Origin of the sequence: Stenotrophomonas sp. Sm6012, assembly GCF_030985895.1 — a bacterium.
Classification (GTDB): domain Bacteria; phylum Pseudomonadota; class Gammaproteobacteria; order Xanthomonadales; family Xanthomonadaceae; genus Stenotrophomonas; species Stenotrophomonas forensis.
This window is the reverse complement of the sequence record NZ_JAPTFX010000005.1, coordinates 51,802-73,639: the sequence shown is the minus strand read 5'-3', so window position 1 is coordinate 73,639 and position 21,838 is coordinate 51,802. Positions and strand designations below refer to the sequence as shown.

Here is a 21,838-nt window from a genome sequence, read left to right as displayed (position 1 = left end):
GCCCGGCGGCGGTGATCACCACTGGATGCCGGCACCGACGGCCACGCCGGCCTCGCCACGGCTGTTGGTGGAACCACTGAACTTGTAGATCCAGCGCCCGCCTTCGGAGACACCGGAGATGCCCAGCGCCACGCCCGATTCGCCGTTGTAGCTGCCGGCGGCGATCGAAGCCATGCTGCGGCCGGCTTCGCTGGGCTGCGGCAGCGCCGCAGTGGCCATCGCCGAGGCGATACCGGCCGAGGCGCGGTTGTCGGTCTTGCGCAGGTCGCGCTCGAAGCCGCCCATGCGCTCGTCGGTGTAGGCCTTCGACCAGTCCAGGGTCTGTGCCATGCCCGACTTCAGCTGGTCGACATTGACCGCATCGGTGCCGGCAGTACCGGCGGCAACGTTGCGGACCGTGGTCGGGCCGCTGCCGGTGCTGCCCAGGGTGACGCTGTTGAAGTTGGTGGCACCGTTGACCGTGGTGTCGTAGCGGATGGTGCCCTGCTGCGAGGCCTGCAGCTGGCGCACGTTGACCGCATCGGTGGCCTGCGAGCCGTCGGCCACGTTGACCACCTGGCGCTCGGCACCGGCGGCACCGACCGACACCGTGTTGGCCCGGTTCGCCACCGAGCCCGCACCCAGTGCCACCGAGTTGTCGGCCTGTGCCTGCGAACCGTTGCCCAGCGCAGTCGAATTGGCACCGGCAGCAGTCGAGCCTGCGCCACCGGCGGCCGAGTTGGCACCACTGGCGGACGGGTCGGCCAGGTTGTTGGCGTTGTTGGCGCGGAAGCTGCCGGCCACGTTGGTGATGTTCTGGATCTTCTGGTCGGTATAGGACTTGGACTGGTCGATGGCGTAGTTCACGCCGTTCTTCAGCTGGCCGACGTTGGTCGCATCGTGGTCGTCGGAGCCATCGGCAACGTGGGTGATCTTGCGTTCGCTGCCAGTGCTGCCGACCGACACCTCACCGGCCGAGTTGCTGGCACCGGTCTGCCCATAGGCGCCGGTGTAGCCACTCTGCACACCGACGCTGGCCACCGAACCGGCACCCAGCGCCACACTGTTGCCGGCACTGCTGCTGGCGCCGTTGCCGACCGCCACGCTGTTGGCACCTGCGGCACTGGCCTGCGGGCCGACCGCCACCGCTTCGGCACCGGCCGCGGTTGCAGCCGCCGCCGTCGAGTTCACCGCCAGGTAGGCACTGCCACCGCCCCCGTTGGTGATGCGCTGGTTGAGGACCTTCAGCGAGCCGTCCACCGCGTTGAAGGCCGCGGTGACGTTGTTGTAGTCGCCGCTGGTGAAGCTGCCATCGGTGGCGATGCTGGAGATGCTGAACTTCGGCGCGGTCCACACATTGGTGGTGCCGTTGAAGGCGGTGCTGCCACCGAAGTAGTTGGCGAGGGTGCTGTGGGTGCTGAACAGCTGGTCGCCTGTGATGGCATCGCTGCTGCCGGCCAGGATGCTGCCTGCGGCGACGTTGGTCACTTTCACCGCTCCGGTGCCGGTGCCCTTCAGCGAGACACTGTTGATCACGTTGCCACTGCCGTCGACGTCGTACTTCACCGCCAGCTTGTCGATCTCGCCGGTCTGGTCGGCAACGTTGGCCAGCGAGTTGCTGACCGCATCGAAGGCGGTGCCGACGTCGTTGTAGCTGCCCTTGGTGATGGTGCCATTGGCGGCGATGTTGTTGATCGAGTAGGTCGGTGCGGTCAGCACACCGCTGGCGTTGACCGCTGCGCCGCCGCCCAGGTGGGTGGCCACGGCCTGGTTGGCAGCGAACAGCTGGGCACCGTTGATCGCCTCGCTGCTGGTGGCACTCACCTGGCCCGGGCCGAGGTTGCGCAGCGTGGTGGCGGTGCCGCCCTGGCCCAGCGTGGCGCTGGCATAGTTGACGCTGCCGTCGCCATTGAGGTCGTAGCGCAGTGCGCCGGCCGCGGCCGCCTGCAGCTGGCCGACATTCACCGCATCGGTGGCGGCGGTACCGGCTGCCATGTTGGTGACCTGGCGCTCTGCACCCGCCGCGCCGACCGACACGCTGTTGGCGCGGTCGGCCAGGCTGCCGGCGCCGACGGCGATGCTGTTGGCAGCGGTTGCACGGGCGTTGGTACCGACCGCGATCGAGTCGGTGCCGCTGGCCACGGCCTCGGTACCGGTCGAATTGACCCGCAGGTACTTGGTGCCGCCGTTGCGGATGTCGGTAATCTGCGTGTTGAGGTTGACCAGCGACCCATCGACCGCTGCAAAGGCATCGGTGGCGTTGGTATAGAGGCCCTTGGCGATGGCACCGCCGGTGGAGATGGTGCTGATCTCGAACAGCGGCGCGGTGAAGGCGCCCGTGGCCGGATCGAAGGCTGCACGACCACCGAAGAAGCTGGCGATGGCGGCGTTGGTGCCTGCCAGCTGTCCGCCGTTGACCGCCTCCAGGCTGCCGGCGGTGACCGCGCCGCCGGCAAGGTTGCCGATGGTGGTGGTACCGGTGCCCGCGCCCAGCGTGACCCGGCGATAGTTCGGGTTGCCGGCACCGTCCAGATCGTAGGTCACCGCAACATCGGCCACGCCGTTGATCAGGCTGATCGCGCCCTTCAGCTGGGCCACGTTGACCGCATCGGTGTTGGCGCTACCCGCGGCGAGATTGGTGATCTGGCGCTCGCCGCCGCCGGCGGTACCCACCGACACTTCACCGGCCGAGACCTGCGGTGCGGTGAGGCCATAGGCGCTGTAGCTGGCCTGCGCACCGCGCAGTGCAGCCGAACGGTAGCCCAGTGCGACCGAGTTGGCCTGGTTCGAGGTGGCCTCCGCGCCCAGCAGGGTCTGTCCGTTGGCGGTGCCGACGGCGCTGTCGCCGACGATCACCGAGTGGCCCATGCGCGCGGCATAGTCAGCCGTCGGTACGCCGGTCGGGTCGCTCGGATCGTTGGTGCCGGCACCGGGGAAGGCGACATTGGCATCCACCTTCGGCAGTTCGTGGCGGGCGTTGGCACCGATCACTACTTCCTTGGAGCCGTTGGCGAAGGCGCCGTCACCCATCAGCACCTGGTAATCCTGTGCGGCGTTGACCGCCCAGCAGGAGATGTCGGCCAGGGCGATGTCGAGGCACTTTGCCGCCCATGCCGGCGAATCCTTCGGCAGCAGCAGGCCAAGCAGGCCGCCCGGATTGCCGTTGTTGATGTTGTAGATGTAGCTGTCGGAGGTGACGCCGCCGATCAGGGTCAGGTGCGAGCTGCCACCGGTAACCGCACCGCCCAGGCCATTGAGCGTGCTGCCGACCGGCGACAGGTTGACCACCGGCAGACCCAGCACGTTGACCGTCGAATAGGTCTGCATCACGTTGGCATTGCTGAGCTTGAGATTGCCGTTGCTCAGGTAGCCGTTGCCACCGAACAGGCTGGTGGTGGTCGGACCGATCAGCTGGCCAACATTACCGACCAGGCCGCCGGTGCCGATGATCAGGCCGGCATTGGGGTCGGCGGCGGCCGGCGCCTTCGGACTGGTCGGCGGAATCGCGGAGGGTTTGGTCAGGCCGAGGCCGCCGAGCGTGCCACCGACCAGGCCACCCACGGCGCTGCCCAGATTGCCGAGGGTGCCATTGAGGTTGCCATTGAGCAGGTTGCCCACGGCGCTGCCGACGTTGCCAAGCGTGTTGCCCAGCACCCCGCCCAGGCCACCGGTGCTGCCGCCAGTGGCGCCGTTCAGCACGCCACCGACGGTGCTGCCAACGGTGCCGACTGCACTGCCAACGGCGCCAACCGTACCGTTGACTGCGCCCCCCACCGTGCCTCCGACCGTGCCCACCGTGCCGTTGAGGGCACCACCGACGGCGCCACCCACCGCGCCGACTGTGCCGACGGCACCATTCAATGCGCCACCCACGGCGCCCACAGTGTTGTTGAGCGTGCCGCCCACCGCGCCGCCCACGTTGCCGACTGTGCCGTTGAGGGCGCCGCCGACGGCGCCACCCACCGCGCCGACTGTGCCGACCGCGCCGTTCAATGCACCACCCACAGCACCAACGGTGTTGTTGAGCGTGCCGCCCACGGCGCCGCCCACGTTGCCGACTGTGCCGTTGAGGGCGCCGCCAACGGCGCCACCCACCGCGCCGACTGTGCCGACCGCGCCGTTCAATGCACCACCCACAGCACCCACGGTGTTGTTGAGCGTGCCGCCCACCGCACCGCCTACGTTGCCGACTGTGCCGTTGAGGGCGCCACCGACGGCGCCACCCACCGCGCCGACTGTGCCGACAGCACCATTCAATGCGCCACCCACGGCGCCCACGGTGTTGTTGAGCGTGCCGCCCAGGGCACCGCCTACGTTGCCAACTGTGCCGTTGAGGGCGCCGCCGACGGCTCCACCCACCGCGCCGACTGTGCCGACCGCGCCGTTCAATGCACCACCCACAGCACCCACCGTGTTGTTGAGCGTGCCGCCCAGGGCACCGCCTACGCTGCCAACCGTGCCGTTGAGGGCGCCGCCGACGGTACCGACAGCACCGTTCAATGCGCCACCCACGGCCCCCACAGTGTTGTTGAGCGTGCCGCCCAGGGCACCGCCCACGCTGCCAACTGTGCCGTTGAGGGCGCCACCGACGGCGCCACCCACCGCGCTACCGACTGTGCCGACCGCACCATTCACTGCGCCACCCACGGCGCCTACGGCGTTGTTGAGCGTGCCGCCTACGTTGCCACCTGTGCCGTTGAGAGCGCCACCCACTGCGCTGCCGACTGTGCCGACCGCGCCATTCAATGCGCCACCTACAGCACCCACGGTGTTGTTGAGCGTGCCGCCAACGGCACCGCCTACGCTGCCGACCGTGCCGTTGAGGGCGCCACCGACAGCATTCCCAGCGGCGCCCACCACACCGCCAACCAGGCCACCCACACCCAGCGCGCTGTTCTGCGCCGCAACGGTCGCCTGGCCCGCCAGCTTGAGATTGCGATCTGCCACCACTTCCTGCCCATCTGGCGCCTGCACCCGCACCTTGCCCGCTACGCCGGTGTCGAAAGCCGCGGTGATCGCACGGTCATGGGTTTCCCCCGGCAACTCTTCCTTGGCCGGCAGGGTGACCGCTGCCGTCGCCCTGGCCTGCCCGTGAGCGTCGATCTGATGGCCCGCCACCTTCAGCTTCGACTCCAGCGCACCGTCAGCTGCTGCCTTCAGCCCTGGCAGGCCTCCCGCCGACGCAGCACTGACGCCGGCCGCAGCCTTGGCACTGCTGTCGATCGACGCAACCTGCGCGCCCGCAACACCGACCTTGGCCATGGCGCGTGCGTCTGCGGCAATGCCCAGCGGCGCCTGCGCCGCCGGTGCGACCTGTGCAGCCAGCGATGCATCCACCTGCGCGGCACGCGATGCTGCGTTGCCCAGGCCTACGCTGGCGCGCACATCCGCCGCAAGACCCGGTACCGCAACCTGCTTCGGCGTGCTGCCGGCCGCCAGCTTCACCTGTACGGTGGCCGGCAGCACATCACGCACCACCGGCAGCGACGCCGTGCTCAACTGCAGGCCAACGCGCGCATCCGCACTGATCGCCGGGCTGCTCTGCGCCTGTCGCGCGGCAGCCGCCAATGCAACTTCGGCATCAACCTTGACCGGCATCGGCTGCGTGTATTTGGCGGCAAGCGCCTGCAGGTCGCGCAGCGATTGATTCGATTCGGATGCCCCCGCATGACCGCTGGCCAGCGCACACAGCAGGGCAAGGGCCAGGGCGGTCGGCACCAGCAGGACACTGCGCGGATCACGGGCAGCGCTGCCACCGCTGTCGCCCGTGGCCAGTTCCGAGGCCACAACCAGAGCATTGAGCTGGCGGTTCCATACACGCCGGTAGATGCGGTTCATGAGCATTTCCCCCGTAGACGAACAACTGGAATGTCAGTGGACTTGCCGCTAGGCAGGTGACTGACATTTCAGCGCGGGCGGAAGCCACGGCGCACTTCATTCCGGCACGACAATCGCGCATTCCGGCAAATCCACGGCCAGAATCGGCAGCCGGTTATGCAGAAGCGGCAACCATATCGGCAAGCGGATGTACAATTCCGGCAGAAACCGCGGAAAAACCCTTGTGCCGCTTGATTCAGGCCGGCTGGCCAATCTGCGCCGGGGCGCGCATCAGGGTATCGCGGGGCAGTTCGCCGAATACCTTGCGGTAGTTGTCGGCGAAGCGGGAGAGGTCCCAGAGCCCGCAACTGAGCGCGATCGCCTTCACCGAGCGCCGGCTGGAATCCGCCATCGACAGGCTGCGGCAGGCCGCGCACAGCCGCAGCATCGACAGATAGCGGTTGGGCGATGTGCCGAACAGGTCTTCGAAGGCGTAACGCAGGCCGCGCTCGCTGACTCCGGCCGCATCGCATATCTCATTCATGTAGATGTTGCGGCGCAGGTTGAGGCGCATGAAGTTTTCCGCGCGCTGCGCGATCAGATAATGCGTTCGCCGCGCCCGGCTGCAGCCGGGCCGATCGGCAGCACCGGCCCCGAGCAGCGCCTGTACATGCTCGTGCAGCAAGCGCTCTGCCTCTTCTGGCTCCAGGTTGCCGCCCTGCCCCAGCTGGACATGCAACTGCTGATAATGACGCGCAAGCGGCGCCGATTCGCTGGACAGGTTGAAAAGCGACAATGCCTGTCCGGCCGGCGGCGTGCTGCGCAGGCTCAGCTCGGTCAGCTTGCGCTGTACACGCGCAACCGGCACCAGCATCAGGGTCAGGTGCGTACCTGGGCTCAGCGTGAACTCGCTGATGCCCTCAGGCATCACCGTCAATGCCATTCCGGGCGTCAGCGGTATGCCGTGGCACCAGCTCAGTGTCTCGTCGGTCGCGTGCAGGTATCCGAGCATCGCCCAGTCCGGTGGCAGCATGAAGCGGCCGCGGCAATGGAATCCGCAGCTGATGCTGCAGAACAGGGCTTCTTCATGTACGCGCGAAGCGAATGCCGCCCGCGGCCCATTACCATCGAGCAGCAGCAGTTCGACATCGCACACCCGAAGTACACCGCTCAGCGTCGCCAGATCGATTGATCGCAGGCCGCTGTCGTCGCTGTCTCCTACCCCACCATCGACCATGACAGTGTCATCCCCCCATTGATCCGTCACACGCTGCGGCCCCCACTGCCTGACAGGGCCACACCTTTCCACGAACATCCGTCGTTGCCGGAATGGAAGCAGCCAATGCCATGCAACCGGCCCGGGAATTGCCACAACCTGAAGCCGAGTATGCCCGATAATCTACCTGGGTAAACCCGCAGCCTGCATTGAAGAAAATAGATACACAGGTGAAGAAAATGTGGCCGCGACTGGCACGGTTCTCGCATGCGATCGAAAGGGCATCACATTATCTGCACGTCAGTGAATCGTTTTGCCCGCGAACGGATTTGCGTCACAGAACCAGACTGAAAGTTTAAGCATCAGCGGGTTTCTGCCGAATTTGCATATAGGTTCCAGTTGCAGCGAACCGCCATTCAGGCAAAGTCGATAACACGGTGATCCGGCCACTTCAATGCGGCCGCACCTTGGGGGAGCACATGACCATGGCCGTATTGCACGACATTCCGACCAGCGGCGCAGCGTCGCGCGGTGGACCGCGCGCGGCCGGCGTTTTCCCCTGGGCCGATCACCCTGCTTGAGCACGGCGGGCACACCCCGTCGTGCCTCCCCCGCCAGGACGCGCGGGGGTCCACGGACGATCCCGGCGGAGCCGGGCCACCGCCCAACAGGTGTCCTGCAGCAGACAGGTAGAGGGAGAAAATCACCATGAACGCATCGATCCGCACGTTCCTGAAGGAAGAAGATGGTGTCACCGCGCTTGAATATGGATTGCTGGCGGCGGTCATTGCCGGTGTCCTGATCGCGGTCGGCCGCACCCAGATCAGCGCGTTTTTCACCACGCTGTTCGAGCACCTGCAGGATATCGCCAAGGACGCCACCACGGCGCCGAAGTAAACGCGGCGGATATGGACCGATCCAAACACCGGTAATAGTGAAACTACCGGAAGCAAGGTCGGGGAGTTTCCAGGGACAGCCCGTTATCGGGCGACGGAGTGTGCGATGACACTGCTGGGATTGTTGGCCATCGGCATGTGCCTGCGGATCGCGATCAGCGATCTGTATGCCCGCCGGGTGCCCAACGCCTGGCTGCTTGCCGCGTGCGCGCTGGCTGTACCGCTGTTGATCGCTGGCCAGTTCAGTACGCCGCGCCTGCCGTGGGGCTCCCACGTCGCCGGCGCGGCGCTGGGCCTGGTCGCATTGCTTCCGTTCTACGCTGTGCGCTGGATGGGCGCGGGCGACGTGAAGTTCTTTGCGGCGCTGGGCCTGCTGCTGGGATTGGAGGCACTGCTGCCGATCTGGGTGGTCGCCAGCCTCGCCGCCGGGCTTCATGCGCTGGTGGTGCTGGCCTCGCGCCGCCTCGGCCCCATGCTGCCGGCCGGCCTGCAGCTGCAGATGACCCGGGCCAGCGTGCAGTGGCAGACACATCCTGCCCTGCGCGAACTGCAGAGCGCACGGCAGGGACGCCACGGCATTCCCTACGCGGCCTATCTGGCGCTGTCGGCCATCGGCTGGATCATCATCCAGGTCTACGGAGGTGTTTCATGAACACTCGCAGCCCTCGCCGGCAACGCGGCGTGGCCAGCATCGAGTTCGCACTGATGCTGATGCTCGGCCTGCTGCCGCTGCTGCTGTTCACCTTCACCGGGGTGATGATCATGGCCGCGCAGCAGACGCTGGCGACCGCATCCGCAGAGGGAGCACGCGCTTCCCTGCGCTACGGGACCAACGCCCAGCGCCGCACCGCGGCCTGTGTCGCAGCACGCACATCGATGCAGTGGCTGCTGCAGTTTTCCAAGCAGGACGTCGACTGCAGCGCGGGGGGCAGCAACGCCATCGTGGTCGCCGCGCCCGCGCCGTGTGCGGGGCTGCCCGCCGCGCAGTGCATCACCGTCACGGTCAGCTACGACTATGCCGGCCACCCCTTCCTGCCTGGCACCGCCACCCTCTACGGGTGGGTGATGCAGGCTCCCATCCGCAGCGTCGCGGTCGCCCAGCTCGACCTCGGCAGCGGCACCTGACGATTGGTACAGGAGACGGTTCCATGCTCAAGTTGACCCGCATCGCCGCCGTCGCCCTGATCGGCCTGGCCGTGCTGCTGGCCGTGATTGCACTGATGATCGGCCGCAAGCCCAACGCGCCGGTGCAAGTGGCGCCGGTTGCCAGCGCGGACCCGCAGGCCATCACGGTAGTCGAAGCCGTCGCCCGGCTTCCAGCCGGCGAGCCGATCACTGCCAATGGCCTGCGACTGGCCCAGCGCACCACGCCGGTCGCCGGCGCCGCGACCAGCATTTCCACCGTGGTTGGCAAGGTTCCGGTCCAGGACATTGCAGAAGGCAGCGCAATCAGCACCTCGGCCCTCGCGCAGGGCTTCTCGCTGCAACTGCGGCCCGGTGAGCGCGCACTGGCGGTGCCGGTCGATGAGCTGGTCGGCGCAGGCAATCGCATCCTCCCCGGCGATTTCGTCGATGTGTTCCTCAACCTGCGCACCGCCCAGCCCAGCGCAGGGGGCCCGGGTGAGGCCGCACAGGCGCGCCTGCTGCTGTCGCGCCTGCGCGTGTTGAGCTATGGCCAACAGGATATCGCGCCGAACCCGGGCGACACCGCCGCAAGCAGCGATGGCAGCGAACGCAACGACGGACGCGCGGCGGACATCACCGGCAGCAGCCCTGGCGCCAGCGACCAGACCCGCCAACCAGCGCGCAGCGCGGTACTGGCGGTACCGGTGGCGGACGCCAACCGGCTGCTGCTGGGCGCCCAGCAGGGCAAGCTGTTCCTGGCGCTGCGCAATCCGGCCGACACCGGCCTGCCCGACCTTGCCCTGTTCCCGCAGGCGCGGGGCGTGATCGATCCGCTGCGCGGACTGGATGCAGAGCAGCAGGTGGCCCTGCAGCGACCCGAGAACCACGCTTTCGCAGGCATCGATGACGATGCGCTGGCCGGGCGCGGCGCCGCCCCGACGCGCGCCAACCCGCAGGCGCCGCCGCGCGCACCGGCGGTCCGCCACGGTGCACCCCGCGCCTCCGGCATTGAAATCATCCGGGGTGACAGCTCCGCTCCCCGTGGTTCCCTCTGACCTGCCGAGTGCATCCATGACCCAACGCCGACTGTCTCCACGCCCCTCCCCTCGCCAGCGCTGGCTGGCCCTGATGCTGGTGCTGCTGGCACCGGCAACAAGCGTGGCCGCCGACGACCTGGTGCTGCAGGCCCGCGAGCAGCGTCCTTGGAGCCTGCCCGCCGACCTCGAGCGCGTGGCCATCGCCGACCCTGGCGTCGCCGACATCGTGATGCTGCGCGGCCAGCGCCAGGCGCTGCTGGTGGGCAAGGCGCCCGGCACCACCACACTGCTGCTGTGGCACCGCAAGCAGGCCGAGCCACAGCGCGTGCAGGTGCGCGTGCAGAGCGCCGTGCAGGGCGCGGCGAGCACCGGCCCCAGCGGCCTGCTGTTCACCCAGCAGGACCACCAGGGCCTGCTGCAGGGAAGCACGGACAGCGTGCTTGCGCACATGCAGGAACAGCAGACCGCGGCGATGGCACTGGGCAAGGAGGGCCAGCTCGCCGACGCATCGACGGTCAGCAGCGGTGGCGTGGTCCAGGTCGAGGTCAAGGTGGTGGAGTTCAACAAGACCGCCCTGAAGCAGATCGGCATCAGCTTCCAGAACCGCAACGGCAGCTTCGCCTACGGCATCGCCCGTCCCGGCGGCCAGCTGCCCGGCAACACCGGCATCCTGCCCGGCATGAAGGAAGGCGAATCGGGCAACGAGTCGACATCACCGATTTCCTCGGCGTTCCGCCTGGTGTTCGGCTCCACCAAGGGCCTGTGGAATGCCGATGTCGACCTGCTGCAGAGCAACGGCATGGCCCGCGTGCTGGCCGAGCCCACCCTGGTCGCCTTGTCCGGGCAGAGCGCCAGCTTCCTGGCCGGTGGCGAACTGCCCATCCTGGAACCGCAGGGCCTGGGCACCACCACCATCACCTACAAGCCGTTCGGCATCGGGCTGACGGTGACCCCGACCGTGCTGGCGCCCAACCGCATCGCACTGAAGGTCGCACCGGAAGCCAGCGATCTGGACTACACCAACTCCATCGCCCTCAATGGCGTGCAGATCCCTTCGATCACCACCCGCCGGGCCGATACCACGGTTGAACTGGGTGACGGCGAGAGCTTCGTCATCGGCGGACTGGTCAGCTCCAACGTGGTGTCCAGCGTCAACAAGATTCCGCTGCTCGGTGACCTGCCGATCATCGGCTCGTTCTTCCGCAATTTCGACTACAAGCGTCAGGACAAGGAACTGGTGATCATCGTCACGCCGCGGCTGGTGCAGCCGCTTGCGCGCAACACCGAACTACCGCTGCCCGGCGCACGCGAAGCCAAGCCGAACCTGCCCGAATGGGGCTCGTGGCTGCTCGGTCCGATCAGCCAGGACCCGGTGCCCGGCTTCTCACGCTGATTCCATGATGCCTGCGATACCACGACCATGCCCTACGCCACCGCCCAGCCCCTGCATCCACAGGGACCACCGATGAACCTGGTCCTGTACGGAATGGATCGCGAACTGCTGCCCCGGCTGGCTGCCAAGTTGCCGCCGACCACGACCCTGCACTGGCAGGACAGCAACGCGCCGACCTCCGCACAGGACCTTCAACGCGGGGGCCAAAGCCTGGTGCTGCTCGATTTCCGCCCCGAACACGCGGCCGCCTCCAGCGCACTGGCCCAGCAGCTGCAGCAGACACAGCCGGACCTGGTGCTGGTCGCGGTCGGCGCTACCAGTGCCGGCCAGGTCGAAGGCGTGGTGATCGCGCTGCGCGCCGGCCTGCGCGACGTGCTGGACCTGGACAGCGACAACGCCGGCATCGAAGCCGCGTTGCGCCGTGCGCTGTCGCCGCGACCGGCGGCCTCGCCACAACTGGCGCACAAGGCCCGCCTGATCGTGCTGCTGGGCGTGCGTGCCGGGGTCGGCACCAGCACCCTGGCCGCGCACCTGTCAGTGCTCGCGCAGCAGACCCGCACCCTCGCCCAGGGCGAAGCGTTGCAGCAGGATGGCCTGCTGATGGAGCTGGCACAGCCGTCCGGTGATCTCGCGCTGTACCTCAACCTCGACAGCCGCTTCCACTACGAAGACGCGTTGCGCAACGCCAGCCGCATCGACGCCACCCTCGCCCGCACCGCCATGGCCCGCCATGACTCCGGACTGGTACTGCTTGATCGGGCCGGTGGCAGTGACGCCGTGCCGCCCTCCGATCCAGGTGCACTGCTGCAGCGCCTGCGCGGCGTCTTCGCCAGTGTGCTGTGCGATGCCGGCGGCTGCCCGCTGCGGCAGTTGCCGCCGCTGCTGCTGGACCAGGCCGACGAAATCTGGCTGGTCACCGACGCCTCGATCGCCACCCTGGTGTCGCTCGACCAGGCGCTGAAGCACCTTGCCGGGCAGCGCGAGCGCGAGAAGCGGCTGCAGCTGGTGATCAATCGCCACGACGACAGCAGCGGCATGAGCCCGGAACAGATCGCGCGTCGCTTCGAGGTGCCGCTGCTGGCCACCTTGCCCGAACGTCCACGGGTGCGCCTTGCTGCCAGCCAGGGCCACCTGCTGCTGCAGGACGCACCGCGCGACCCCTACCTGCGTGCCCTCGCCCCGCTCGTTTCGCGCCTGGACCCGGCTGCATGCCCGGTGCAGGCACAGGGACTGCGGGAAAGACTCTCCCTTGCCCTGGGTGGATCGCAATGGAAGACAAGGTAACCCCGTTCCCGCATGCCGCCACCCGCCCGGTGCTGCCCGACACCCCGCCGGGCCACCTGCCGTTCGCGCAGACCGAGCAGTACCAGAAGGTGCTGTCGGCCGCGCATGAGCACCTGCTCAACAGCATCGAGGACGAGCGCATCGACATTGATTCCTGGGCGCCGGACACCATCGCACGCTGGGTACAGGTGCAGACGGTGGGCTTCATCCAGGAATGGCGCATCCCGATCAATGAAGAAGAAATGCAGGTAGTCGCTGAAGGGCTGGTCAAGGAGCTGACCGGCTTCGGCCCGCTCGACGACCTGCTGCATGACCCGTCGATCGAAGACATCCTGATCAACGGCTTCAAGGATGTGCACGTCTCGCAGGGCGGCCAGCTCAAGCGCGCCACGCAGCGCTTCACCGACGATACCCACCTGCTGCGGATCCTGCGCCGCATCCTCGCACCACTGGGGCGCCGCCTGGATGACTCCAACCCGATGGTCGATGCGCGCCTGCCCAATGGCGGGCGCCTCAACGCAATCATTTCGCCGCTGGCGGTGGATGGACCGATGGTCTCCATCCGCAAGTTCCGCAAGGACCCGTTCACGCCTGACGAACTGCTGGCCAAAGGCACCTTCGACGCGCCGATGCAGGCGCTGTTGAAAGCCATGGTGCTGGGGCGCTGCAACATCCTGGTGTCGGGCGGAACCAGCTCCGGCAAGACCTCGCTGCTGAACGCACTGGCCAGCTACGTGCCGCCCAACGAGCGCGTGATCACCGTCGAGGACACTGCCGAACTGTCGCTCAACCACCCGCACGTGGTGCGCCTGGAAAGCCGTATCGGCGGCGCCGAAGGCCACGGTGCGGTGAGCATCCGCGACCTGGTGCGCAACAGCCTGCGCATGCGGCCGGACCGCATCGTGGTCGGCGAAGTCCGTGGCGCCGAGGTGCTGGAAATGCTGCAGGCGATGAACACCGGCCACGACGGCTCGATGGCGACCATCCATGCCAATTCACCGCGTGATTGCCTGTACCGCATCGAGATGCTGGCAGGTTTCGCCGGCTTCCAGGGCAGCGAAGACAGCCTTCGCCGGCAGATTGCCAGTGCGATCGACTTCATCGTGCAGATCTCGCGACTGGGCAGCGGCCGCCGCGTGCTGGTCTCGATCACGGAAATCACCGGCGTCAGCGACAACCTGATCACCACCCAGGAGATGTTCCGGCACGAACTGCAGATCGATGCGAACGGCCGGGAGATCGACCGCTGGATCGGCCTGGGCTTCCAGCCCCACTCGCACAAGCTGGAACCGTTCCGCCAGCTGCTGCGCGAATCGCTGTACGGAGACTATTGAGCATGGGCACCGGTCTGCTGCTGGGCGTGCTGAGCATCATCTCCGTGCTGCTGGCGCTGGCGGCATGGCTGTGGGGCACGGCCAGCACCCGCGAGCAACGCCAGGCTTCACTGCAGCATGCCGAGCAGCAGCTGGCGCGGGGCAATGCAGCCACTTCGCCATCGGCCAGCATCGCCAGTGCCGCCGCCAACGAGCCCGCGCGGCCTGCCAGCAGCGGGCGCAGGCCGCTGCCCTGGAATGGACTGCTGCAACGTGCGGGCCTGCAACCTGGCTGGAAACTTCCGGTGATGCTGCTGGTGCCGGGCCTGGTGCTGTCATTGACGGCCATGCTGCGGCTGGGCACCGCGTGGATGTTCCCGCTGACCCTGCTGCTGTACGCGCTCGGTTGCTGGCTGTGGATCATGCGCCGGACCACCCGGCTGCGCGCGCAGCTGCTGCACCAGCTGCCCGATTTCCTCGACAACCTGGTGCGCCTGACCGCGCTGGGCAACAGCCTGCAGGCGGCCTTCCAGGTCGCGTCGATGCAGACCAGCGCGCCGCTGCGCGGCCTGCTCGACACCACGGTGCGCTATGCCCGCAGCGGCATGGACCTGGATCGCGCGTTGTCACTCGCCGCGCAGCCCTATCGCATGGATGTATTGAAGGTGCTGTCGGTGGTGATCGGCGTCAGCGTGCGCATCGGCGGCCGCTCCGACCAGATCCTGCAGCGCATGGGCGACTTCATGCGCGACCTGGAACAGGCACAGCAGGAGCTGGCGGCGACCACCTCGGAAACGCGGATGTCGGCCTGGGTGCTGGGCCTGCTGCCGCCGGCCAGCGCCGTGCTGATGGCCATCGCCAGCCCCGACTTCTTCCAACCCGTGCTGCACGAGCCGCTCGGCCACAAGGTCCTGCTGATCGCGTTGGGCCTGGAGCTGGTGGGCGCCTTCCTGCTGTATCGACTGGCCAAATCGCTATGAGCCATCGCAGCCCCCCTGGAGAAGCCCGATGAGTACGAGCACCTGGTTTGCGCTTTCATTGCTGGTGCTGGCCGCGGGCGTGGCCCTGCTCGGGTTTGCCGGTTGGGTCCGCAGCCATCGTGAACAGCGCACGTCGGCGACGCTCAAGACCGCTCTGCAGCCGCGTGACGAGGCGCGCGAAGTGGAAGCCACGGGCCACGACTCGCTCGGCTGGCTGGAGCGCTTCGGTCGCTCGCTCAGTGGTGGCCGCCTGGAAGCCGCACTGCTGGCCAACGAGGATCGCCTGCTGCTGGATCTGGCCGGCTGGAACACGCGCCGCGGCACCGCCATCTATCTCGGCGTCCGCCTGCTGCTGGCGCTGCTGGTACTGGCCCTTGCGCTGGCCTTCAGCGAGGCGACCGGGCTGGCGAAGATCATGGTGGTGATCGGTGCACTGGCAGCGGGCCTGCTGCTGCCCAAGTTCGCCCTGTCTGCCTGGGTCAAGCGTCGCCGCCGTGCAGTCGAGAACGAGCTGCCGTTGCTGATCGACCTGCTGCGCCTGCTGCAGGGGGTGGGATTCAGCATGGACCAGAGCCTGCAGACGCTGGGCGACAAGCTGCGTGATGCGCTGCCGATCCTCGGCGGCGAACTGCAGGAAGCCAACGTGGCCTACACCCACGGGCGCACCCGCGCGCAATCGCTGCGCCGCCTGAGTGACGTCTACGGTGACGACGACCTGAGCAGCCTGGTGCAACTGATCCTGCAGGTGCATGCACACGGTGGCGCGGTGCAGGAGCCACTGCGCCAGTTCAGCATCCGCCTGCGCGAGCAGCGCCGCAATTCGCTGAAGGAAAAGGTCGGCAAGCTCTCGGTGAAGATGACGGTAGTGATGATGCTGACCCTGCTGCCAGCGCTGATGCTGGTTCTTGCCGGCCCGGCGCTGGTTGCGCTGGCCGCCACCATGTCCTCGATGGGAACGACCTGATGCCCGCCCTTCGCACCGCCTGCCTGCTGTTCGCCCTTGCCGCCGTCGCCAGTGGCTGCGCGTCGACCACGCCGAAGTACCTGCGCGCGCCCAGCCTGGCCGCGCCCGAACCGGCACCACAGGACAGCCGCAACGCCTACCTGGAACTGATCGCGCGCATGCAGCAGCAGGGCGCCTGGTATGCCTCGCTGGCCCACGTCGATGCATTCCGCCAGCGCTACGGTGATCGCCCGGCGCTGCGGCTGCTGCAGGCCGACGCCCTGCGCGAAACCGGGCAGACCGACGCTGCCATCGCGCTCTACCGCGAACTGTCCACGGGGCCGCAGGCGGCCGCCGCCGCACATGGGCTGGGCCTGATCGCCGCGCATCGCGATGACGACGCCGGCAGCGAGCAGTCTCTGGCCCGGGCCACCCAACTGGAACCGCTGAACACCGACTACCTCGGCGATCTGGGCTACGCGCGGCTGCGTGCAGGACAGTTCGACCAGGCCCGTGAGCCGCTGGCAAAGGCGCTCGAGCTGTCACCCGGCAATGCCAAGGCGACGGCCAACCTTGCACTGTGGGCGGTGCTGCGTGGGGACACCGCCACGGCCGAGCGCCTGGCCCAGCAGGCCAACCTCAACGAAGACAGCCGCCGCGGCATCCAGCAGCAGGTCGAGCAGATCCGCGCACGCCTGCAGCAGCGCCAGGCTGCAGCAGCGGCACGCGAGGTGGCAGCCCCCCGCGCGGTTGCCGGCTCGCCGGCCCGCCCGCAGGCCGCGGCCCGGCTGGCCGCCGAAGCGCGACGCGACGCTCGCGATGAGCGGAATCCGCAGCGCCTGCCACCTTCGATGCTCGAACGCTTCAGCACCCCAGACCAGCCCACCGGGAACACGCCATGATCAAGCCACACCTGACCCGTCGCCTGTTGCCCGCGCTGAGCGGCCTGCTGCTGGCGACAGCTGCCCAGGCACAGCAACAGCCGCTGACCGGGCAGATGCTCGGCGGCGCCCGTCCCGCTGCAACCGCAGCACAACCGCTGCAGTCCGAAACGCTGGCAACGGTCGACGTGTCCGCGCCCGAGGCACGTGTACCCGTACCGGCACCCGCCCCTCCCCCTGCCTACCACGTCGCCAGCACAGCGGCCGCACCTGCGCCAGCAGTACGCCGCAGCGAGATCGGCGACGCCACGCGCAGCCTGTTCCAGCTGCAGGCCTCGGGGCAGCAGGCCGGCCCGCGCCTGCCGATCCTCGGCGACCAGGCCACCCTGAGCTACGCACGCTACCTGAAGAGCTTCCAGCACGAGATTCCCGATTTCTTTGAAACCGATGTCGGCAAGTCCAAGGGAACATCCTCATCCGGACGTTGAGGTAGGCCATGAAACGCCCACGCCAGTTCAGCTTCAACCGCCCCCGCGGAGGCATGTCGGTCACCATGATGCTGGTCATGCTGGCGCTGCTGGCCATGCTCGGGCTGGTCGAGATCGGCTACCTGTTCTGGGCCAAGCGCGATGCGCAGAAGGTCGCCGACCTGGCGGCACTGGCCGGCGCCCAGCGCCTGGAACTGTGCACGTCGGACAACAGCGACAACAGTGCGGCGCGGCAGAGCGCGCTGACCCAGAACCGGTTTGCCGGCAGCCTGCAGATCAGGTGCGGGAACTGGAGCGCGACACGCGGCACGGCCAATCGTTTCCAGGGGACTGTGGATGCCGCCAATCCACGCAATGCCGTGCAGGTCATCGCGCAGCGCAGCGTGCTGCCCTTCTTCGGGCAGAACACCAGCTTGCCGACCGTCAGCGTGCAGGCGGTGGCGCGCCGCTCCGAGCCCACTGCGGTGTTCGCCGTCGGCTCGCAGCTGCTGCGGACCCGCGGCGATTCGCTGCTGATGTCGACCCTGCGCCTGATCGGCCTGGATGTCACCAACGCCACCGTGCTTTCCTATGACGGCCTGGCGCAGGCCAACGTCACACCCTCCGGCCTGCTGAAGGCGCTCAACATTCCAGTCAGCGCCAACCTCAGCGTGGCGGACTTCAACCGCCTGCTGGCAGTCAACAAGATCTCGCTGGCGCAGCTGGTCGACGCCACCGCCACGGTGGTCGGCCGCGATACCACCGTCGGCGTGCAGCTGCGTGCCCTGTCGGACCTGGTCGCCACCCGGCTGGACATCACCAAGCTCAACATCGCGCTGGGCAGCGAATCCGGCGGCGGTGGCCTGTTCGCCGAAGTCATTTCTCCGGACGGTACCGCCGGCAGCGCGCTGGAATCGAAGATCAGCGTCCTCAACCTGATCAGCACCGCCATTTCCATCGCCAATGAGGGCAATGGCATCGCGATCGGCGGCCTCAACCTGCTGGGCATCAACGTGCAGGCCGGGGTGGTCGAACCGCCGTCGATCGCCATCGGTGGCGTCGGGTCGCGCGCCTACAACGCGCAGGTCCGGCTGATGGCCGATGTCGACAGCAACAACCTGTTTGCGCTCGGCCCACTGCTGCAGCTGCTGGGTACGCGCCTGCATCTGCCCGTACACGTCGATGTCGCCAACGCAATGGGAACGCTGACCGGCATCCAATGCGGCGGCACCTCGCCCCAGGCCACCATCCAGGTCGATTCCTCGGTGCTGCGCGCCTGCGTCGGCAACGTCGATCCCGCACAGCGGTTCTCCAAGAACAATGTCTGTGACAACACCCTGCAGAAGGAACAGCTGCTGACACTGCTGGGCCAGCCCTTGATCAACGACAAGATCACCCTGCCCGCGTTGACCAGTTCGCAGAACCTGACCCTGGCTGCCGGCGAAAGCGGCTCCACCCAGATCAATCCGCTGGCGCTGGGCAATGCCGTTTCCGATCTGGTCAACGAGTTGCTGCGGGTCCTGTCTGGCATGCTCAGCTCACCCAAGCAGGGCATGAGCGCGAACGACACCGCCAAGGCGCTGGCCGACCGCTACCTGCAGGCCACGTTCCCGCCCAACACGCGCTATGACGTCAACAAGCTGATTCCGCTGCTGCGCGATGGCGACCCCAGCCGGCAGCTGGCGCCGCTGAACAGCTGGAATGTGCCCGGCGGCCTGCCCTACGCATGCGGCCTGCTGAACCTGGTCACCTGCCACAAGGACGGGCCGGTCTGGGATGCGTTCAAGGTCACCGTCACCGGCCAGGGCCTGGGCGTGCTCGACGGGCTGCTCGGCTCACTGGTCGGCGGCCTGCTGATCAACCGCTGCGACAGCCTGCTCGGCAACCTGATCGACTACAACGGCTGCGTGCGCAACAACCTGGCGTCGTACATCCAGACCGCGCCGGCCGGCTTCCTCGATGGTGCCGGTGGAACCGGCGTCACCAACCCCGATGGCAGCGTCAGCTGCAGCGGGCTGCTATGCACGCTGCTGAAGCCGATCCTGGCCGCGCTGCGCCCGGTCCTCAACAGCGTTGGCACCCTGCTGACCAACCTGCTGGCCAGTGTGCTGGGGCTGGAACTGGGCCGGACCGATGTCAACGTGCAATCGATCCAGTGCAGCGCCGCGCAGCTGGTCTATTGACCCGTGACGGGCGCCCTTGGCGGCGCCCGCGCCCATGCTAGACTCCCGGCGGGGAACCACCTTCATCTCAACCCACACTCATCCGTGGATGGTCTAGACATGCGAGAAACTTCAGGGGGCGCGGTCTTCGCCCGTCAGGCGCGCGGCGCGGCAATGCTGGCCGTGGCCATGATGCTGGTGGCACCGGCGGCGATGGCCGCCCGTGGCGACCGCGAAGCAGCCGCAGAGCCGGCCGCGCGCACCGCACCGGTAGTGCGCAACACCGTGGACGAACTCAAGCAGCTGATGGATTCGCGCCAGCTGACCGAGCTGCGCACCACCTACAACGGCAACTACGGTGCCAGCCTGCTGTTCAACGCCAACACCCTGACGTATTACGTCGCCCTGTTCCAGGAAAAGAACTTCTGGCGGGTGATCAAGACCGATGCCGTGGACAACGCCGAGCGCGTCTACCGCACGTTTGCGCAGCAGTCCGAACAGCTGGCCCAGGTCTATATCGACACCACCCGGCTGGAAGCCGGCAAGCGCTACACCGAGCGCCTGGTGGCCTACAACGAGGAGCGCCTGCGCACCCTGCAACAGGAAATGGAACAGCAGCAGGCGCAGTCGGCCCAGGTCAGCGCGGCCCTGCAGCAGGCCCAGCAGCAGGCAGTCAGCCTGAGCACCGACGTGCAGAGCACCAACAGCCAGCTGGACGCGCTGCAGCGCCGCATCCAGATCCTGCAGGCCGAACAGGGCAACCCGGAGCTGAGCCTGCCCAAGCCGGACAGCGTGCCCTCGCCGGCACCGGCGGCGGCCAGCGACGGTCGCTGAGCCCGCGCTTCCAGCGTCTCCGCACAACGGCGCCCATGGGCGCCGTTGTCGTTTTCAGCACGAAAATCAGCGACACGCGTCGTGCACCGCGTCATCCAGCTGCCGGCGCTGTACGAAGTCCAGGCGCCTGGCCCTGGCCAACGCCTTCCCGCGTTGCTGCCGCGCACGCTCACAGGCGCGGGGATCGGCGCTGATCGGGATCAGCGCAGCCCGCGCGCGCCCGCGGCGTGACGCCCGCCGGCGGGCCGGCGCGGGTGTGGCCGCGGCAGGCCCAGGGCCACGCGACAATGACTGTTCCGCCGGAACCTCCCAGCGCCATTCCGCACGTCCCTGGCAGGGCGTCTGCTGATAGACCGGATGGGATCCCTCCACGCACTTGTAGACTTGGGTCTGCGCGTGAACGGCGCCTGCCAGCAGCAGACACAACAACGGGCAGCACTGCACTCTCGGCATCACAGGTTCCTCGATGGGACTGCCGCCATCGTCAGCCGGCCATCTGCTCGCTGCCAGAGCGATACACGTCACAGCCCCGGCAATCCAGCACAGGCGTGCAAGGCATTCGACAGCCGTTGCGCTGTACTGCGGGAGGCACCGGCAGGCCTGCAGGTGCCTTTCCTCCCTTCCGCCAAGGAACCTGCAATGAGCAATTACGTCACCGTCGCCGATGGCGCCCGCATCTTCTACAAGGACTGGGGCAGCGGCCAGCCGGTCGTGTTCGCCCACGGTTGGCCGCTGTCTTCCGATGCCTGGGACCCGCAGATGCTGTTCATGGGGCAGAACGGCTATCGCGTGATTGCCCATGACCGTCGCAGCCACGGCCGCTCCAGCCAGACCTGGGACGGCAACAACATGGATACCTACGCCGACGACCTGGCCGCGGTGATCGACGCGCTGGACCTGAAGGACGCGATCCTGGTCGGCCATTCCACCGGCGGCGGCGAAGTGGCCCACTACATCGGCCGCCACGGCAGCAGGCGCGTCGCCAAGGTGGTGCTGGTCGGCGCCGTGCCGCCGTTGATGCTGAAGACCGCCGGCAACCCGGCCGGCACTTCGCTTGAGGTCTTCGACGGCATCCGCAAGGGCACCGGCGGCGACCGCTCGCAGTTCTTCAAGGACCTGGCCACGCCGTTCTTCGGCGCCAACCGCGATGGCAACAGCGTCACCCAGGGCATGCGTGATTCGTTCTGGCTGCAGGGCATGCTCGGCGGCGTCAAGGGCCAGTACGACTGCATCCACGAATTCTCGGAAGTGGACTACACCGGTGACCTGAAGAAGATCGACGTGCCTGCGCTGGTCGTGCATGGCGATGATGACCAGATCGTACCGTTCGATGCTTCGGCCAAACTGTCCTCGCAGATCATCAGCGACGCCGTACTGAAGGTGTATGCCGGTGCCCCGCACGGTCTGACGGTCACCCACGCCGACGCGTTCAACGCCGACCTGCTGGCGTTCGCACGCAAATGATATGCGGCGGGGGGGTGGGCCGGCAACTTTTCCATCCGGATCCAAAG

General features: G+C 67.7%; 17 protein-coding genes. 14 read left to right on the top strand and 3 right to left on the bottom strand.

Annotated elements, in window-relative coordinates; genetic code table 11:
• Window positions 1–15: 15 nt before the first annotated feature.
• Window positions 16–5,817, bottom strand: coding sequence for an ESPR-type extended signal peptide-containing protein (locus tag O0J73_RS02080; protein ID WP_308307899.1), 5,802 nt, complete (start codon window positions 5,815–5,817; stop codon window positions 16–18).
• A gap of 235 nt (window positions 5,818–6,052) precedes the next feature.
• Window positions 6,053–7,033: a helix-turn-helix domain-containing protein gene (locus O0J73_RS02075; protein ID WP_006450645.1), complete on the bottom strand. Its 981-nt coding sequence runs from the start codon at window positions 7,031–7,033 to the stop codon at window positions 6,053–6,055.
• 687 nt (window positions 7,034–7,720) lie between these two features.
• Here O0J73_RS02075 and O0J73_RS02070 point away from each other — a divergent pair.
• The 13 genes from O0J73_RS02070 (at window position 7,721) to O0J73_RS02010 (ending at window position 20,327) form a co-directional block, all read left to right on the top strand.
• Complete coding sequence (locus O0J73_RS02070) at window positions 7,721–7,909, top strand: Flp family type IVb pilin (protein WP_006450700.1); 189 nt, start codon at window positions 7,721–7,723, stop codon at window positions 7,907–7,909.
• Between the two features lie 105 nt (window positions 7,910–8,014).
• Window positions 8,015–8,560 carry a prepilin peptidase gene (locus O0J73_RS02065; protein ID WP_308307898.1) on the top strand — a complete coding sequence of 182 codons (546 nt, stop codon included), beginning with the start codon at window positions 8,015–8,017 and terminating at the stop codon, window positions 8,558–8,560.
• On the top strand, window positions 8,557–9,033 hold the full coding sequence (locus O0J73_RS02060; protein ID WP_006450702.1) for a TadE/TadG family type IV pilus assembly protein: 477 nt from the start codon (window positions 8,557–8,559) through the stop codon (window positions 9,031–9,033). Before O0J73_RS02065 ends, O0J73_RS02060 begins: the two co-directional genes overlap by 4 nt.
• 23 nt (window positions 9,034–9,056) lie before the next feature.
• Window positions 9,057–10,088, top strand: a complete 1,032-nt coding sequence (cpaB, locus tag O0J73_RS02055) for a Flp pilus assembly protein CpaB (RefSeq protein ID WP_308307897.1) — start codon at window positions 9,057–9,059, stop codon at window positions 10,086–10,088.
• 16 nt (window positions 10,089–10,104) lie between these two features.
• Window positions 10,105–11,463 carry a type II and III secretion system protein family protein gene (locus O0J73_RS02050; RefSeq protein ID WP_197564222.1) on the top strand — a complete coding sequence of 453 codons (1,359 nt, stop codon included), beginning with the start codon at window positions 10,105–10,107 and terminating at the stop codon, window positions 11,461–11,463.
• 27 nt (window positions 11,464–11,490) lie between these two features.
• Window positions 11,491–12,747, top strand: a complete 1,257-nt coding sequence (locus O0J73_RS02045) for a fimbrial protein (protein WP_197564221.1) — start codon at window positions 11,491–11,493, stop codon at window positions 12,745–12,747.
• On the top strand, window positions 12,732–14,081 hold the full coding sequence (locus O0J73_RS02040; RefSeq protein WP_049458423.1) for a CpaF family protein: 1,350 nt from the start codon (window positions 12,732–12,734) through the stop codon (window positions 14,079–14,081). The genes O0J73_RS02045 and O0J73_RS02040 overlap by 16 nt, the downstream gene beginning before the upstream one ends.
• A gap of 2 nt (window positions 14,082–14,083) precedes the next feature.
• The gene (locus O0J73_RS02035) at window positions 14,084–15,040 is read left to right on the top strand and encodes a type II secretion system F family protein (protein ID WP_197564220.1); all 957 of its coding nucleotides are present in this window, start codon (window positions 14,084–14,086) and stop codon (window positions 15,038–15,040) included.
• A 28-nt stretch (window positions 15,041–15,068) separates the two neighbouring features.
• Complete coding sequence (locus O0J73_RS02030) at window positions 15,069–16,004, top strand: type II secretion system F family protein (RefSeq protein ID WP_308307896.1); 936 nt, start codon at window positions 15,069–15,071, stop codon at window positions 16,002–16,004.
• Entirely contained in the window at window positions 16,004–16,885 is an 882-nt protein-coding gene (locus tag O0J73_RS02025; RefSeq protein WP_197564219.1) for a Flp pilus assembly protein TadD, read from the top strand. The genes O0J73_RS02030 and O0J73_RS02025 overlap by 1 nt, the downstream gene beginning before the upstream one ends.
• Window positions 16,882–17,352 (top strand): DUF3613 domain-containing protein, encoded by a 471-nt coding sequence (locus tag O0J73_RS02020; RefSeq protein WP_006450822.1) that lies wholly within the window; start codon window positions 16,882–16,884, stop codon window positions 17,350–17,352. Before O0J73_RS02025 ends, O0J73_RS02020 begins: the two co-directional genes overlap by 4 nt.
• Window positions 17,353–17,360: 8 nt before the next feature.
• On the top strand, window positions 17,361–19,514 hold the full coding sequence (locus O0J73_RS02015) for a TadG family pilus assembly protein (protein ID WP_197564218.1): 2,154 nt from the start codon (window positions 17,361–17,363) through the stop codon (window positions 19,512–19,514).
• A gap of 99 nt (window positions 19,515–19,613) precedes the next feature.
• Entirely contained in the window at window positions 19,614–20,327 is a 714-nt protein-coding gene (locus O0J73_RS02010; RefSeq protein WP_040007538.1) for a DUF2968 domain-containing protein, read from the top strand.
• Window positions 20,328–20,393: 66 nt separating this feature from the next.
• Here O0J73_RS02010 and O0J73_RS02005 read toward each other — a convergent pair whose 3' ends face one another.
• Window positions 20,394–20,780: a hypothetical protein gene (locus tag O0J73_RS02005; protein WP_308307895.1), complete on the bottom strand. Its 387-nt coding sequence runs from the start codon at window positions 20,778–20,780 to the stop codon at window positions 20,394–20,396.
• A 186-nt stretch (window positions 20,781–20,966) separates the two neighbouring features.
• On the opposite strand from O0J73_RS02005, the gene O0J73_RS02000 reads away from it, so the two are divergent.
• Complete coding sequence (locus tag O0J73_RS02000; RefSeq protein ID WP_197564216.1) at window positions 20,967–21,791, top strand: alpha/beta hydrolase; 825 nt, start codon at window positions 20,967–20,969, stop codon at window positions 21,789–21,791.
• Window positions 21,792–21,838: the final 47 nt, after the last annotated feature.